Here is a 14,384-nt window from a genome sequence, read left to right as displayed (position 1 = left end):
GAGCATCCGCGCAGCGGATGGTTCTGCGCGCGAGAAAGGTGGAGCGTCCTCTCCACCTTTCGGACGACGTGCGCGCCGCCGGGGGCGCGTAGCGTGAGGAGCGTCATGTCTGCTCAGCACCCGCCCGTCAACCCCATCGTCGTGGGCCTTCAGGTCGGGCTGCAGGTCTTGTTCGTCGCCCTGCTGGCGTTCTCGGTCGTCATGGGGTTGCTCGTCCCGGGCGCACCCGCCCCCGCCATCCTGATCCTGGCCATCGTGATGATGCTGACCTACGGCGTCGCTCTCCTCGGCCACGCGATCGCCGACGCTCGCCGACGCCGCGCGCTGCAGTGGGCCTGGATCGCGATCCTCACGGTCGAGTGGATCGTGCTGATGAGTCTCACGCCGTTCGCGGCGTATCTCGCTTTTCCGCTCTTCTTCCTGTACCTCGATCTGCTGCCCGAGCCCATCGCGACCGCGTCCGTCGGGCTCGCGACGATCGGTGCGGTTGTCGCTTTGGGAATGCACGGTGAGTGGACCGTTGGTGGCGTGATCGGGCCGATCGTGGGGGCGGGGGTTGCGATATTGATCGGCCGCGCTTACCGGGCGCTGCGGGTCGAGAGCGCGGAGCATCAGAGGCTCTACGAAGAACTTCTTGCCGCGCAAAGTCGGCTTGCGGCCGTGGAGCGCGAGGCCGGCATGATGTCGGAGCGCGAGCGGCTTGCCCGTGAGATCCACGACACGGTGGCGCAGAGCCTATCGAGCATCACGCTGCTGCTGAACGCGGTCGAACGGATGGACCCCGACGCTCAGACGATCACCCAGGTGCGTCTCGCGCGCCAGGCCGCCACGGAAAGCCTCTCCGAAACGCGCAGGTTCATCCGCGAGCTGACACCGCCGCTGCTGGATGAGCGCAGCCTCGGCGGAGCGCTGAGACGCCTCGCCGAGACATGGCGACGTCCGGGCCTGACCGTCGAGGTGCGTGCCGCAGACGCGCTCGACTTGCCCATGACCGTGCAGACCGCACTGTTGCGGGTCGCGCAGGGTGCGATGGCGAACGTGATCTCGCACGCGGACGCGACGAAGGCGACCGTATCGCTCTGGCGCGACGGCACCTCGGTGCTGCTGGTCGTCGTCGACGATGGGGTCGGGTTCCCCATCGACGAGCTCGTTCCTACGGGTGGTGGTGAGTCGTTCGGCCTGCGGGCTATTCGTGCACGGGTCGAAGAGCTCGATGGCACGCTCGACCTGCAGAGCACGCCTGGCGCAGGCACGCGACTCAGCGTCGAACTGCCCGTGGGGACCCCGTGAGCGTGCCTGCGATCACGGTGCTCATCGCCGACGACCACCCCGTCGTGCGGGCCGGGATCCGCGCGCTCATCGGCACCGACCCGGGGCTGTCGGTGATCGCGGACGCGGCGACGCCGGACGACGCCGTGCGGCTCGCCGTCGAGCTCCAGCCTCACGTCGTATTGATGGATCTGCAGTTCGGTGGTGCGCCCTCGGGCGTGGAGGCGACCGCGGCACTCAAACGTCAGAGCCCCGCGCCCGCCGTGCTCGTTCTGACCAACTACGACAGCGACTCCGACATCCTCGGGGCGGTCGAGGCAGGAGCCAACGGCTATCTGCTGAAGGACGCCCCGCCGAACGAGCTTCTCGCCGCCATCCGCGCGGCCGCGGCAGGCGAGAGCGCGCTCGCGCCGACGGTGGCCGGACGTTTGCTCGATCGGATCCGTACGCCCGCCACCTCGCTCACCGTGCGCGAGCTGAGCGTGCTGCAAGCGGTTGCCGCTGGCCTGTCGAACCTCGAGATCGCGGCATCGCTGCACGTGACGGATGCGACGGTCAAGTCACACCTGGCGCACATCTACACCAAGCTGGGCGTCCGGTCTCGGAGCGCCGCCGTCGCCGCCGGGCGCGAAAGCGGCATCCTGCGCTGAGGTCGGACGGTGCTCAGCGTTAGGCGTCGAGGCCCCGGCGCGACAGCAGCGGCTGGATGTCCGCGTCACGACCGCGGAAGTCGCGATACGCCTCGAGCGGATCCTTCGACCCGCCCACACCGAGCAGGCGCTGGCGGAACCGGTCGCCGTTGTCGCGGCGCAGTCCGCCGTGCGTGCGGAACCACTGCACCGTGTCGGCGTCGAGCACCTCGCTCCAGATGTAGGAGTAATAGCCGGCGCTGTAGCCGCCCGAGAAGACGTGGGCGAAGTACGTCGAGGCGTAGCGGGGCGGTACGGCAGCAAGGTCGAGACCGATGTTCGCCAGCGCCTCGCGCTCGAAGTCGGCCACGGAGGTCACGGATTCCGCGGCGCTCTCGGACAGCGAGTGCCAGGCCTGGTCGAGCCAGGACGCCGCGAGGTACTCGCTCGTCGCGAACCCCTGGTTGAACGTCTCGGTCGAGCGGAGGCGATCGACGATGTCTTCCGGCAGCGGTTCGCCCGTCTCGACGTGCCGCGCATAGTTGCGCAGAACCTCCGGCCACAGGATCCACATCTCGTTGACCTGGCTGGGGAACTCCACGAAGTCGCGGTGCACGTTGGTGCCCGCGAAGTGCGGATAGGTCACGGTCGCGAACAGCCCGTGCAGCGCGTGCCCGAACTCGTGGAAGAGGGTCGTGACCTCGTCCAGGGTCAGGAGTGTGGGGAGCCCCGCGCCGGGCTTGGACACGTTGAGGTTGTTCACGACGACCGCGCGCGTTCCGCGCAGGGCGGACTGCGACACGATCGAGTTCATCCACGCCCCGCCGCGCTTGGAGTCGCGCGTGTACAGGTCGAGCACGAAGAGCCCGACGGGGGAGTCATCGGCGTTGAGAACCTCGAACACCCGGGCCTCGGGGTGGTATGCGCGCAGATCGGGGCGCTCGACGAAGCGCACGCCGTACAGCTGCTCGGCGGCGTAGAAGACGCCGTCCTGCAGGACACGCTCTGCCTCGAACCAGGGGCGAAGCGCAGCGGTGTCGATGTCGAAGTTCGCCGTCCGGACCTTCTCGGTGTAGTACGCCCAGTCGTGGGCTTCGATCGCGAAGGGTTCCGCTTCGGCATCCGCGAGCACCTGCAGCTCGGCGCGCTCGCGTTCCGCGTTGCGCGCGGCCGGAACCGCGAGTCGACGCAGCAACTCGTGCACGGCCTCGGGCGATCCCGCGGTCTCGTCGGCGGTGATGTACGCGGCGTGGGACTCGTACCCGAGCAGCGCGGCGCGCTCGGCGCGAAGACGCACGATCTCGGTCAGCACGGAGCCGTTGTCGTTCGCGTTGCCGCGGTTGCCGCGTGAGCGGGAGGCATCCATGATCCGGCGGCGGCTCTCGCGGTTGGTCAGGAGCGAGAGATACGGATGTCCCGTGAACAACGTGAGCGTGATCGCGTACGCGCCCTCGCGCCCTCGGTCGGCTGCCGCCTGTGCCGCTGCCGAGATCTCCCCCTCGGTGAGGCCGTCGAGTTCGGCGGGTTCGTCGAACACGACCGCGAGGTCGTTGGTGTCGGCGAGCAGGTTCTTCTCGAACGTGGTGGTCAGGATCGACAGGCGCTGGTTGAGCGCGGTGAGTCGCTCCTTCGCCTGCGCGTCGAGGCCCGCTCCCGCGTGGTTCATCTCGCGGTGGTGGCGCTCGACGAGAAATCTCTGCTCGGCATTCAGATCGAGGTCCTCGATCTGCTCGAGGATCGTCGAGATGCGGGAGAAGAGCTTCGCGTCGAGCTGGATCGCGTCCTGGTGGGCCGCCATGAGAGGCGCGAGCGCGTCTTCGATCTCTTGAATCTCGGGTGTGGCGTCCGCGGACGACACCGTGTAGAAGGTCTGGGCGACCCGGCCGAGCAGCTCTCCGCTCTGCTCCAGCGCGATCAGCGTGTTCTCGAAAGTGGGCTCTTCGGCATCCGCCGTGATGGCGTCGATCTCGGCCCGCTGCGCGGCGAAACCCCGCTCGAACGCGGGCAGATAGTGCTCGGGGCGGATGGCCGCGTAGTCGGGCAGTTCGTACGGCAGAGTGCTGGGGGAGAGCAGGGGATTCGACACGTCGGAGAGCATCTAGCCAGCGTATCCCGGAGGCCTCGCCCGGGTGTCGGCGAGGGTCAGCCGAACTCGTCGTCGGGGTCGTGCCGCACGATGGCCTCGCCGTCCGCGTTCAGCTCGACGATGACGCCGGTGTCGAGCTCGGCGATCGGGCGGCCCTCGAGCCAGGTGAGAGTCCAGCGCGGTTTCGGCTGACCGGGCATGTCGCCCGGGGTCGCCTCTTCGACCTCGCTGATCGCGGGTCGAAGCGCGGCGGGAACGGCCGCGGGCGGCTGCTCTCCGGCGGTCCAGCGGGTTCCGAGTTGCATGTCAGGCCTCCGGTGCCAGTTCGATGGACGAGACGCGCGTGGATTCCCCCACGACGAACTCGATGTTTGCGATGCGTCCGACGGCGCGCAGGTCGCCCTCGACGAGTCGCAGGGCGGCGACGGTCGCATCCGTTCCCTCGATCGTCGCGTGGGCGACGGGGGTCTTCTGCGAGGCCTTCGCCTCGGTCTTGGCGCGCCGGATGCCGATCAGCGCCTCGCTCGCGGCGATCAGCACGGCGGGGTCGCCGGGGCGGCCCACCACGGTCGGCCACGCGCTCGTGTGCACCGAGTCGTCGTGGAACCACGACCATGCCTCTTCGGCCGCGAACACGAGCACGGGCGCGAGAAGGGCGAGCATCGTCTCGAGCGCGATGCGCAGGGCAAGCGCAGCGGATGCCTGGCCCTCGTTCGTGCGGTCGTAGGCGCGCTCCTTGACGAGCTCGAGGTAGTCGTCGCAGAAGGTCCAGAAGAACGCCTCCGTGAGCTCGAGCGCGCGGGCGTGGTCGTACGCCTCGAGGGCCTTTGTCGCGTCGCGGACGACCCCGTCGAGGCTCGCGAGCATCGAAGCGTCCACCGCGTGAGTGACCTCGGCGTCTTCGGGCACCGGGAACGAGAGCACGAACTTCGCGGCGTTCAGCACCTTGATCGCGAGGCGTCGGCCGATCTTGATCTGCGTCGGGTTCTGCGGATCGAACGCGGCGTCCGTGCCGAGGCGGCTCGACGCCGCCCAGTACCGCACGGCGTCGGAACCGTGCTGCTCGAGGATGTCGGCGGGCGTGACGACGTTGCCCTTCGACTTCGACATCTTCTTGCGGTCGGGGTCGACGATGAATCCCGAGATCGCCGCATCCGTCCACGGGGTACGGTCGTCCTGCAGAGCGCTGCGGAGGAGGGTGGAGAAGAGCCAGGTGCGGATGATGTCCTGCCCCTGGGGTCGCAGGTCGAACGGTGCGACGAGGTCCCAGAGCTCCGGGTCGCGCTCCCAGCCGCCCGCGAGCTGCGGGGTCAGCGACGAGGTCGCCCAGGTGTCGAAGATGTCGAGCTCGGGGGTGAAGCCGCCGGGCACGTCGCGCTGGTCGGCCGTGTACCCGGGCGGCACATCGGTGGACGGATCGACCGGAAGCTGCGAGGCATCCGGCGTCAGCACGCGGTCGTGGTCGCGCTCACCGTTCTCGTCGAGCGGGTACCAGACGGGGATCGGCACGCCGAAGAAGCGCTGGCGCGAGACCAGCCAGTCGCCCGTGAGCCCGTTCACCCAGTTTTCGTAGCGCACCCGCATGAAGTCGGGGTGCCACGAGATCTCGTTGCCGAGCGCGAGCAGGCGGTCGCGCAGCTCGGCGTCGCGGGCACCGTTGCGCAGGTACCACTGACGAGTCGAGACGATCTCCAGGGGTCGGTCGCCCTTCTCGAAGAACTTCACGGCGTGCGTGAAGGGCTTCGGGTCGCCCTCCATCTCGCCAGACTCGGCGAGTAGCTCGACGATGCGCTTCTTGGCGCTGAACACGGTCTTGCCGGCGAGCTCCGCATACGCGGCTTTCGCGGCATCCGTCGTCAGCGCGTCGGGCGCCTCGGCGATGATGCGTCCGTCGCGCCCGATGATCGTGCGGTTGGGCAGGTCGAGTTCGCGCCACCAGATGATGTCGGTCACGTCGCCGAACGTACAGATCATGGCGATGCCCGAGCCCTTGTCCTGCTGGGCGAGCGGATGCGCGAGCACCGGAACCTCGACGCCGAACAGCGGGCTCGTGACGGTCGTGCCGAACAGGGGCTGGTAGCGCTCGTCATCCGGGTGCGCCACGAGCGCGACGCACGCGGCCAGCAGTTCGGGGCGCGTGGTCTCGATGAAGACGTCGTCGCCGTCGGGCTTGTGGAACGCGAGGCGATGGTACGCGGCGGGCTGATCGCGGTCTTCGAGCTCGGCCTGTGCGATCGCCGACCGGAAGTCGACATCCCACAGCGTCGGGGCGAGGGCACGGTACGCCTCGCCGCGCTCGAGGTTCTTCAGGAACGCGAGCTGGCTGGTGCGGATCGTGTCATCCGAGATCGTGCGGTAGGTCTGGGTCCAGTCGACGCTCAGGCCGAGGCTGCGCCAGAGGTCCTCGAACGCCTTCTCGTCCTCGACCGTGAGGCGCTCGCACAGCTCGATGAAGTTGCGGCGGCTCACCGGGATCTGGTCCGCTGCCTTGCTCGACTTGTTGTCGCCGCCCTCGAACGGGGGCGTGAAGTCGGCGTCGTACGGCAGGGTGGGGTCGCAGCGAACGCCGTAGTAGTTCTGCACGCGTCGCTCGGTGGGCAGACCGTTGTCGTCCCAGCCCATGGGGTAGAACACGGTCTTGCCGCGCATCCGCTCGAACCGGACCTTGACGTCGGTGTGCGTGTAGCTGAACACGTGCCCGATGTGCAGGCTCCCGCTCGCTGTCGGCGGGGGAGTGTCGACGCTGTAGACGCCCTGGCGACCGGATGCCTCGGCCGCTGCGCGATCGAAGAGGTACGTGCCCCGTTCGCTCCACGCGGCATCCCACTTGTTTTCGAGGCCCTCGAGAGCCGGCTTGTCGGGTACTTCGGCCATGGGTGTCTCCTCGATATGTGCGGCACGGTGTGTGCGTGCCTGAGTGTGGGATGTCCGGCGAGTTTATCGCGCGGCCCGCGGCTCAGGCATCCGGTCGGTCCCATATCAGCCTCGACCCCGCCCCGCCCGACATGGGAGGAGATCCCGGTTGCGGAGGATGCTTCCCGCCGATTCCATCCTCCGAACGCGAGATCTCCTCCGAAACGGAGGCCAAGGTGGTCCCCGCAACACCTCCTCCACAATGCGACGTGGTGTGGCGCCGCGCGCGAAAGCGCGCAAACACCATGTGGGGTTCTGCGGCGGCGCATCAAACTCGACGGGTGGGTGTGGCGGACCAGGTTCGGGCGCGTGGAGGCGTGATGCGGGTGCGCGCGCTGCGCGAGCTCGGCGTCAGCGATCACGTCCTGCGTTGCGCGCTCGGAGCGGGGCATATCGAGCGAGTGCGCAGGGGCTGGGTCGCGGCGCCTGGGGCGGATCCGATGCTGATTGCGGCGGCGCGACGCGGAGTCGTTCTCACCTGCGTGACCGCTGCTCGAAGACTCGGCTTGTGGGTTCTGGATGAGAAGCAGCCCCATGTCGCCGCGCCTCAGCATGCCGGACGGATCGACATCCCGGGCGCCACCGTGCACTGGCACAAGGCGCTGGTGCCGAGGCATCCGGATGCGCTCGTCGACCCGATCGAAAACGTGCTCGCGATCGTCGCGGCCTGTCAACCTCGCGAAGCGGCGCTTGCGGTCTGGGAATCGGCGCTGCGTCAGCAACGCGTCGAACCCGAAGCGCTCAGACGGATGGCTCTGCCCGCCGCCGCTCGCGAAATGCTGGAGTTGGCGAGCCCATGGTCGGATTCGGGGCTCGAGACCTTCGTCGTGCCCCGTCTGCGGTGGCTGCGCCTTCCCTTGCGGCGGCAGACCTGGATCGCGGGCCACCGCGTCGACCTGCTGATCGGGGACCGGCTCGTGCTGCAGATCGACGGCGGGCATCATGTCGGGGTTCAGCGGGAGGAGGACATCGCCCACGATGCCGCGTTGCGCCTGCTCGGGTACCACGTGATCCGCGTCGGGTACGGGCAGGTCATCGACCGGTGGCACGAGGTGCAGGACCTCATCATGCGCGCCGTGGCCCAGCGGCTGCATCTGGCGTGAGGGGCCGGACGCGTCGAGCACGACGCGGAGCACCCGACCCATACGCGGCCCGCGGTGTCGTCCCGCGGGCGCCGCCTTCCGGCGAACCACGACGAACGCGACACGGCGAACGCCAGGTGCGGCATGTCGATTCCGTGCGAGCGGACGACGAAGCGGCGGCGCACGGTTATCCCGAGTCGGATCGCGACGTTCATCGACGCGAGGTCCGGGTGTCGCGAAAGCCCAGTCGACGCACGACCGTGCGGCTTCCCCCGCATAGCCGCGATGCCACGCGCGATGCGGCGGGCTCTGCCCCACGGATCCTCCCGGATGTTCACCTCATGGCCGAACCCAGGATGCCGAGGCCCGTTAGACTGAACCCACGAGCATCGATCCGGCCATCACCGGGGAGCTCTCGGAAGAACGGGTCCCCGGCGTCAAGTCGGGTCCTCACTAGAACCGAGCGGGGCAGGCCCGTCACAGCCGCTGTGAAAGTGGCTGCGCATAGCGGCAAGCAGGGTGGTACCGCGGCTCGTCCGGATCAGATCTCGTCACAGATGTGAACCCAGAGGGTCGTCCCGGCAGGAAGCACACGACAGCACCTGCGAGAAGCCATGACCTACCCCCAGCCCTCAGCGTTCGGACCCGCCGCCGATGCGGTCCCCGCGAGCCCCCGCTTTCCCGAGATCGAGCGCGAGGTGCTCGACTTCTGGCGCGACGACGACACGTTCCGCGCGAGCATCGCCCAGCGCGACGGCAGCGAAGAGTGGGTGTTCTACGACGGCCCGCCGTTCGCCAACGGTCTGCCGCACTACGGCCACCTGCTCACGGGATACGCGAAGGACCTCTTCCCGCGCTTCCAGACCATGCGGGGCAAGAAGGTCGACCGCGTCTTCGGCTGGGACACGCACGGCCTTCCCGCCGAGCTCGAGGCGATGAAGCAGCTCGGCATCACCGAGAAGGCGCAGATCGAGGCCATGGGCATCGACACCTTCAACGCCAAGGCGCGCGAGTCGGTGCTGGCCTACACCCGCGAGTGGCAGGACTACGTCACCCGCCAGGCCCGCTGGGTCGACTTCGACAACGGCTACAAGACGCTCGACACGACCTACATGGAGAGCGTGCTCTGGGCCTTCAAGACGCTGTACGACAAGGGTCTCGCCTACGAGGGCTACCGCGTGCTGCCGTACTGCTGGCGCGACGAGACGCCGTTGTCGACGCACGAGCTGCGCATGGACGACGACGTGTACCGGATGCGTCAGGACCCGTCCGTCACCGTCACGTTCCCGCTCGTCGGGCTGAAGGCCGAGGCGCTCGGGCTGACCGGCGTGCGCGCGCTCGCCTGGACCACCACGCCCTGGACGCTGCCGACCAACATGGCGCTCGCCGTGGGCCCCGACATCCGCTACGTCGTGCTGCCCGCCGGCCCGTCGGGCGCCGCGGACGTACACCGGACGCCGGATGGCGCGTCGGATGACCCGATCGAGGCGTCCGCGCACCGCTACCTGTTGGCGGCGGACCTGCTCGGCAACTACGCGAAGGACCTCGGCTACGAGAACGCCGCCGCTGCCTCGGAGGCCGTCGAGCGCGAGGTCGCGGGCGCCGAGCTGGCGGATGTCTCATACGACCGCCTCTTCGACTACTACGCCGACGCCGAGGTGTGGGGCACGCAGAACGCGTGGCGCATCCTCGTCGACGACTACGTCACGACGACCGACGGAACCGGCATCGTCCACCAGGCCCCGGCCTACGGTGAGGACGACCAGCGGGTCAGCGAGGCCGCCGGCATCCCGACGATCCTGAGCCTCGACGACGGCGGACGGTTCCTTCCCGCCGTGACGGATGTCGCGGGCGACCTGTGGATGGACGCCAACACCCCGCTCATCCGCCTGCTGCGCCAGGCCGGGCGGCTCGTGCGCGAGGCGAGCTACGAGCACTCGTACCCGCACTGCTGGCGCTGCCGGAACCCCCTCATCTACAAGGCCGTGTCGAGCTGGTTCGTGCGCGTCACCGAGTTCCGCGACCGCCTGGTCGAGCTGAACGAAGACATCACCTGGGTGCCCGAGAACGTCAAGCACGGCCAGTTCGGCAAGTGGGTCGAGGGCGCGCGCGACTGGTCGATCAGCCGCAACCGGTATTGGGGTTCGCCGATCCCGATCTGGAAGAGCGACGACCCCGAGCACCCGCGCGTCGACGCGTACGGCTCGCTCGAAGAGATCGAGCGTGACTTCGGCCGCCTGCCACGCAACGATTCCGGTGAAGTCGATCTGCACCGTCCTTTCATCGACGAGCTGACCCGCCCGAACCCCGACGACCCGACCGGACAGAGCACCATGCGCCGTATCGAGGACGTCCTCGACGTCTGGTTCGACTCGGGCTCGATGCCGTTCGCGCAGGTGCACTACCCGTTCGAGAACCGCGACTGGTTCGACTCGCATTCGCCCGCCGACTTCATCGTCGAGTACATCGGGCAGACCCGCGGTTGGTTCTATGTCATGCACGTGCTGTCCGGCGCGCTGTTCGATCGCCCCGCGTTCAAGGCGGTCTCGGCCCACGGCATCGTGTTGGGCAGCGACGGGCAGAAGATGTCGAAGTCGCTGCGCAACTACCCGGATGTCTCGGAGGTGCTCGACCGCGACGGATCCGACGCCATGCGCTGGTTCCTGATGTCGAGCTCGGTGCTGCGGGGCGGCAACCTGGTCGTCACCGAAGAGGGCATCCGCTCGGGTGTGCGCGAGTTCCTGCTGCCGCTGTGGAGCTCGTGGTACTTCTTCTCGACGTATGCCAATGCCGCTTTCGCTGGTGGCGCGAATGCCGCTTTCGCCGGTGGTTCGGGAACGGACGGCGAAACCGATGCCGCGGGCTACACGGCCTCGTGGCGCACCGACTCGACCGACGTGCTCGACCGTTACATCCTGGCGCTGCTCGGCGAGCTCGTCCGCGATGTCGCGACGGACCTCGAGGGGCTCGACTCGACGACGGCCGCCGCGCGCCTGCGCGACTTCGCCGAGGTGCTGACCAACTGGTACATCCGGCGCTCGCGCGATCGGTTCTGGGTGGGGGTCACCGACGACCCGGCCAGCCGCGAGGCGTTCGACACGCTATACACCGTGCTCGAGACCCTCACACGGGTCGCCGCACCGCTCATCCCGCTCGTCAGCGAGCGCGTGTGGCAGGGACTGACAGGTGGGCGGAGCGTCCACCTGCAGGACTGGCCCGACGCCGAGGCGTTCCCGCAAGCCCCCGACATCCGGACGGCGATGGATGCGGTGCGCGAGGTTTCGAGTGTCGCCAACGCGCTACGCAAACGCGAGGGCAAGCGCGTGCGTCTGCCGCTCGCGCGTCTGACGGTCGTGGTGACGGATGCCGTCGGTCTCGCGCAGTTCGACGAGATCCTGCGCGACGAGCTCAACGTCAAGTCCGTCGAGCTGATCGAGCTCGAGGCCGATACGGCCGCGAGCTACGGGATCACGCACCGCCTGACCGTCAACGCCCGGGCGGCGGGCCCGCGCATCGGCAAGGACGTGCAGCGTGCCATCCAGGCCGCGCGTTCGGGCGATTGGTCGGAGACGGGTGGTGCCGTCGTCGCGGGCGGAATCGCCCTGGAACCGGGGGAGTACGACCTCGCGCTCGAGACCACGGGCCGTCCCGAGGGGGAGGCGCTTGCGCTGCTCCCCGCCGGTGGTTTCGTGCTGCTCGACACCACGACGACGCCCGACCTCGAGGCCGAGGGCCTGGCGCGCGACGTCATCCGTGCGGTGCAGGACACGCGAAAGGCTGCGGGGTTCGACGTGAGCGACCGCATCCACCTCATCGTCACCTTCGAAGACGAGGCGGACGCGCAGGCCGTCTCGGAGGGCTTCGAGACCGCGGATGTCGCGGGCGAGACCCTCGCGGTCGAGTACCTGCTCGGCACGAAGGGCGAGACCCTCCGCGGCTCGACGCGTAGCTTCGCGGGCGACAATCCTCGAACCGACAAGGCGAAGGCGGAGCACAAGGCATCCTTCGCGGCGGGCGCGTTCGCGAACGCCGGAGCATTCACCGTGGCCGTGACCCGAGCGGAGGGACGCGCATGAGCGAGATCCAGAGCGACGACAACGGACCCGTGGAGAGCACGCCGGAGGACGTCGAACGAGCGGATGCCGTGTACTCGGCTCTGCTCGCGCGCGCGGGGGAGCGGTGGGTGCAGCCGCGCAAGGAGCGCACAGCGCGCCTGCTCGACTACCTGGGCGACCCGCAACGCACCTATCGTGTCGTGCACGTCACGGGCACCAACGGCAAGACGAGCACGAGCCGCATCATCGAGAGCCTGCTGCGCGCCCACGGGCTGCGCACGGGACTTTTCACGAGCCCGCACCTCGAGCGCTTCACGGAACGCATCATGATCGACGGGTTCCCGGTGCCCGACGCCGCGGTGGCGGACGCCTGGGACGAGATGACCCCGTTCGTCGGGCTGGTGGACGCGGAGCTCATCGAGGCGGGCGAAGAGCCCCTGACGTTCTTCGAGTTGCTGACCGCACTGGCCTTCGTCGCGTTCGCCGACGCCCCGATCGACGTGCTGGTGCTCGAGGTCGGGATGGGCGGGTCGTGGGACTCCACGAACACGGCGGACGGGGACGTCGCGGTGTTCGCGCCGATCGCGCTCGACCACGCCGATCGGCTCGGCGACACGATCGCGAAGATCGCTGAGGTCAAGTCCGGGATCATCAAGGATGGCGCTGCGGTCGTGTCTGCCCGCCAGCCCGCCGAGGCCGTTGCGGTGCTGCGGGCCGCGGCCGCCGCGCGCGGCGCGACGATCGCCTTCGAGGGAGAGGACTTCGCGCTGACCTCCGACCGGCTGGCGGTCGGCGGGCAGCTGATCTCGGTGCGTGGGCTCGTCGGCACGTACGACGACGAATACCTGCCCCTGTACGGCGTTCACCAGGGCGCGAATGCCACCCTGGCCATCGCGGCGGTGGAGTCGCTCATCGGTGGCGCCACGCAGGCGATTGCGGGGGACATCCTGGCGGATGGCCTCGGCGCCGTGACCTCGCCCGGACGTCTGCAACTGGTCGGCACGAACCCGACCGTGCTGGTCGATGCGGCCCACAACCCCCACGGCGCGCGCGCCCTGGCCGACGCCCTGCGCGCCTCGTTCGACTTCGACGAGTGGGGCGTCGTCCTCGGTGTCCTCGGCGACAAGGATGCCGCGGGCATCGTGGCGGCCCTCGCGCCCATCGCGACCGAGGTCTTCGTGACGGCACCCGATTCCGACCGGGCCGACAGCCCCGACGCACTCGCCGACATCGTCGAGGCGGCGGGCCTGCACGCGAGCGTGCACCCGAACCTCGACGACGCGGCGGAGTCCGCGCGCGCCTGGGCCGGAGAATCCGCTCGTCGCGCCGTCGTGATCGCAGGGTCCGTCGTGCTCGCGGGTGAAGCCGTAGCCCTGTCCTCGAGCGAGGGCTGGAAGTCCGGGGGCACGTCGTGAATGCAGCTCGCGAACGCCGCCCGCGCCGCAAGCGCAGCCTGACCGCGCAGCTCGCGTCGATCGTGCTCGGGTTCGAAGCCATCATCGTCTTTCTCGGCGGTCTCGTGATCTTCGGCCTCAAGGTGCTGCCGGCGGGAATACCCGACTGGGTGGGCATCGTCGCGGGGGTCGTCGTCGCGGTCGCGATGGTCGCGACCGCCGGATTCGTCCACAAACCTGCGGGCATCGCCACGGGGTGGGTGCTGCAGGTCATCGTCGCGCTGTCGGCGTTCCTGGTGCCCGCCATGCTGCTGATCGCCCTGATCTTCGGCGGCATGTGGGCGTACGCGACCATTCAAGGACCGAGAATCGAAGCACGAACGCGCGCTGCGGCGCCGGAAGGAGAAGCACAATGACCACGGAAGAGACGCTCGTCCTCGTCAAGCCGGACGGTGTCGCACGCGGCCTGACCGGAGATATCCTGGCGCGCATCGAACGGAAGGGCTACGCCCTCGTCGACATCAAGCTCGTCGAGCCGGATCGCGACCTGCTCGAGCGCCACTACGCCGAGCACGCCGGCAAGCACTTCTACGAGCCGCTCGTGGAGTTCATGATGTCGGGGCCGTCGGTCGCGATCCGTCTCGCGGGCAACCGCGTGATCGAGGGCTTCCGCTCGCTCGCGGGCACGACCGACCCGACAGGCGCCGCTCCGGGAACGATCCGGGGCGACTTCGGCCGCGACTGGGGCCTGGCCGTGCAGCAGAACCTCGTACACGGGTCGGACAGCCCCGAGTCGGCCGCGCGCGAACTCGACATCTGGTTCGGCTGAGCCACAGCCCCGAACTCGAACCGCGAACGGTCGTGACTCGCCGCGTGCGTCACCGGACGCACACGGCGAGTCGCGACCGTTCGTTCGCGTGCGTGGCGACCGGCGGCGCTCGCCCGACCGGTCGCGA

10 protein-coding genes are annotated in these 14,384 nt (G+C 69.0%); 7 read left to right on the top strand and 3 right to left on the bottom strand.

What is annotated here, in order from left to right:
- The first annotated feature begins 105 nt into the window (after positions 1-105).
- Entirely contained in the window at positions 106-1,290 is a 1,185-nt protein-coding gene (locus CGU35_RS07995) for a sensor histidine kinase (protein WP_100810974.1), read from the top strand.
- The gene (locus CGU35_RS07990; protein ID WP_198519534.1) at positions 1,287-1,919 is read left to right on the top strand and encodes a response regulator transcription factor; all 633 of its coding nucleotides are present in this window, start codon (positions 1,287-1,289) and stop codon (positions 1,917-1,919) included. Before CGU35_RS07995 ends, CGU35_RS07990 begins: the two co-directional genes overlap by 4 nt.
- A 19-nt stretch (positions 1,920-1,938) precedes the next feature.
- On the opposite strand, the gene CGU35_RS07985 is transcribed toward CGU35_RS07990, so the two are convergent.
- From CGU35_RS07985 to valS, 3 genes are read right to left on the bottom strand one after another with little or no spacing between them, the layout of a single operon-like run.
- Positions 1,939-3,996, bottom strand: a complete 2,058-nt coding sequence (locus tag CGU35_RS07985; RefSeq protein WP_100810973.1) for a M3 family metallopeptidase — start codon at positions 3,994-3,996, stop codon at positions 1,939-1,941.
- Between the two features lie 44 nt (positions 3,997-4,040).
- A complete protein-coding gene (locus CGU35_RS07980) occupies positions 4,041-4,289 on the bottom strand; it encodes a hypothetical protein (RefSeq protein WP_100810972.1) in 249 nt (82 codons plus the stop codon).
- Position 4,290: 1 nt separating this feature from the next.
- A complete protein-coding gene (gene valS, locus CGU35_RS07975) occupies positions 4,291-6,858 on the bottom strand; it encodes a valine--tRNA ligase (protein ID WP_100810971.1) in 2,568 nt (855 codons plus the stop codon).
- Positions 6,859-7,178: 320 nt separating this feature from the next.
- On the opposite strand from valS, the gene CGU35_RS07970 reads away from it, so the two are divergent.
- The 5 genes from CGU35_RS07970 (at position 7,179) to ndk (ending at position 14,257) form a co-directional block, all read left to right on the top strand.
- Positions 7,179-8,000, top strand: coding sequence for a DUF559 domain-containing protein (locus CGU35_RS07970; protein ID WP_232711188.1), 822 nt, complete (start codon positions 7,179-7,181; stop codon positions 7,998-8,000).
- Positions 8,001-8,593: 593 nt separating this feature from the next.
- Positions 8,594-12,055, top strand: a complete 3,462-nt coding sequence (ileS, locus tag CGU35_RS07965; RefSeq protein WP_100810970.1) for an isoleucine--tRNA ligase — start codon at positions 8,594-8,596, stop codon at positions 12,053-12,055.
- Entirely contained in the window at positions 12,052-13,449 is a 1,398-nt protein-coding gene (locus tag CGU35_RS07960; protein WP_100810969.1) for a bifunctional folylpolyglutamate synthase/dihydrofolate synthase, read from the top strand. Before ileS ends, CGU35_RS07960 begins: the two co-directional genes overlap by 4 nt.
- Positions 13,446-13,844 carry a DUF4233 domain-containing protein gene (locus CGU35_RS07955; protein ID WP_100810968.1) on the top strand — a complete coding sequence of 133 codons (399 nt, stop codon included), beginning with the start codon at positions 13,446-13,448 and terminating at the stop codon, positions 13,842-13,844. Before CGU35_RS07960 ends, CGU35_RS07955 begins: the two co-directional genes overlap by 4 nt.
- Complete coding sequence (gene ndk, locus CGU35_RS07950) at positions 13,841-14,257, top strand: nucleoside-diphosphate kinase (RefSeq protein ID WP_100810967.1); 417 nt, start codon at positions 13,841-13,843, stop codon at positions 14,255-14,257. The genes CGU35_RS07955 and ndk overlap by 4 nt, the downstream gene beginning before the upstream one ends.
- Positions 14,258-14,384 lie beyond the last annotated feature (127 nt).

Origin of the sequence: Microbacterium sp. BR1 (assembly GCF_002812725.1) — a bacterium.
Lineage (GTDB): Bacteria > Actinomycetota > Actinomycetes > Actinomycetales > Microbacteriaceae > Microbacterium.
Note: the sequence above shows the minus strand (reverse complement) of the source record. Positions and strands in the feature narration are given on the sequence as shown.

Bases quoted from the DNA above. Each gene is read 5' to 3' on its own strand.
- CGU35_RS07980 (WP_100810972.1), bottom strand. From the start codon at position 4,289: ATGCAACTCGGAACCCGCTGGACCGCCGGAGAGCAGCCGCCCGCGGCC.
- CGU35_RS07985 (WP_100810973.1), bottom strand. From the start codon at position 3,996: ATGCTCTCCGACGTGTCGAATCCCCTGCTCTCCCCCAGCACTCTGCCG.
- CGU35_RS07995 (WP_100810974.1), top strand. From the start codon at position 106: ATGTCTGCTCAGCACCCGCCCGTCAACCCCATCGTCGTGGGCCTTCAG.
- ndk (WP_100810967.1), top strand. From the start codon at position 13,841: ATGACCACGGAAGAGACGCTCGTCCTCGTCAAGCCGGACGGTGTCGCA.
- CGU35_RS07960 (WP_100810969.1), top strand. From the start codon at position 12,052: ATGAGCGAGATCCAGAGCGACGACAACGGACCCGTGGAGAGCACGCCG.
- ileS (WP_100810970.1), top strand. From the start codon at position 8,594: ATGACCTACCCCCAGCCCTCAGCGTTCGGACCCGCCGCCGATGCGGTC.
- valS (WP_100810971.1), bottom strand. From the start codon at position 6,858: ATGGCCGAAGTACCCGACAAGCCGGCTCTCGAGGGCCTCGAAAACAAG.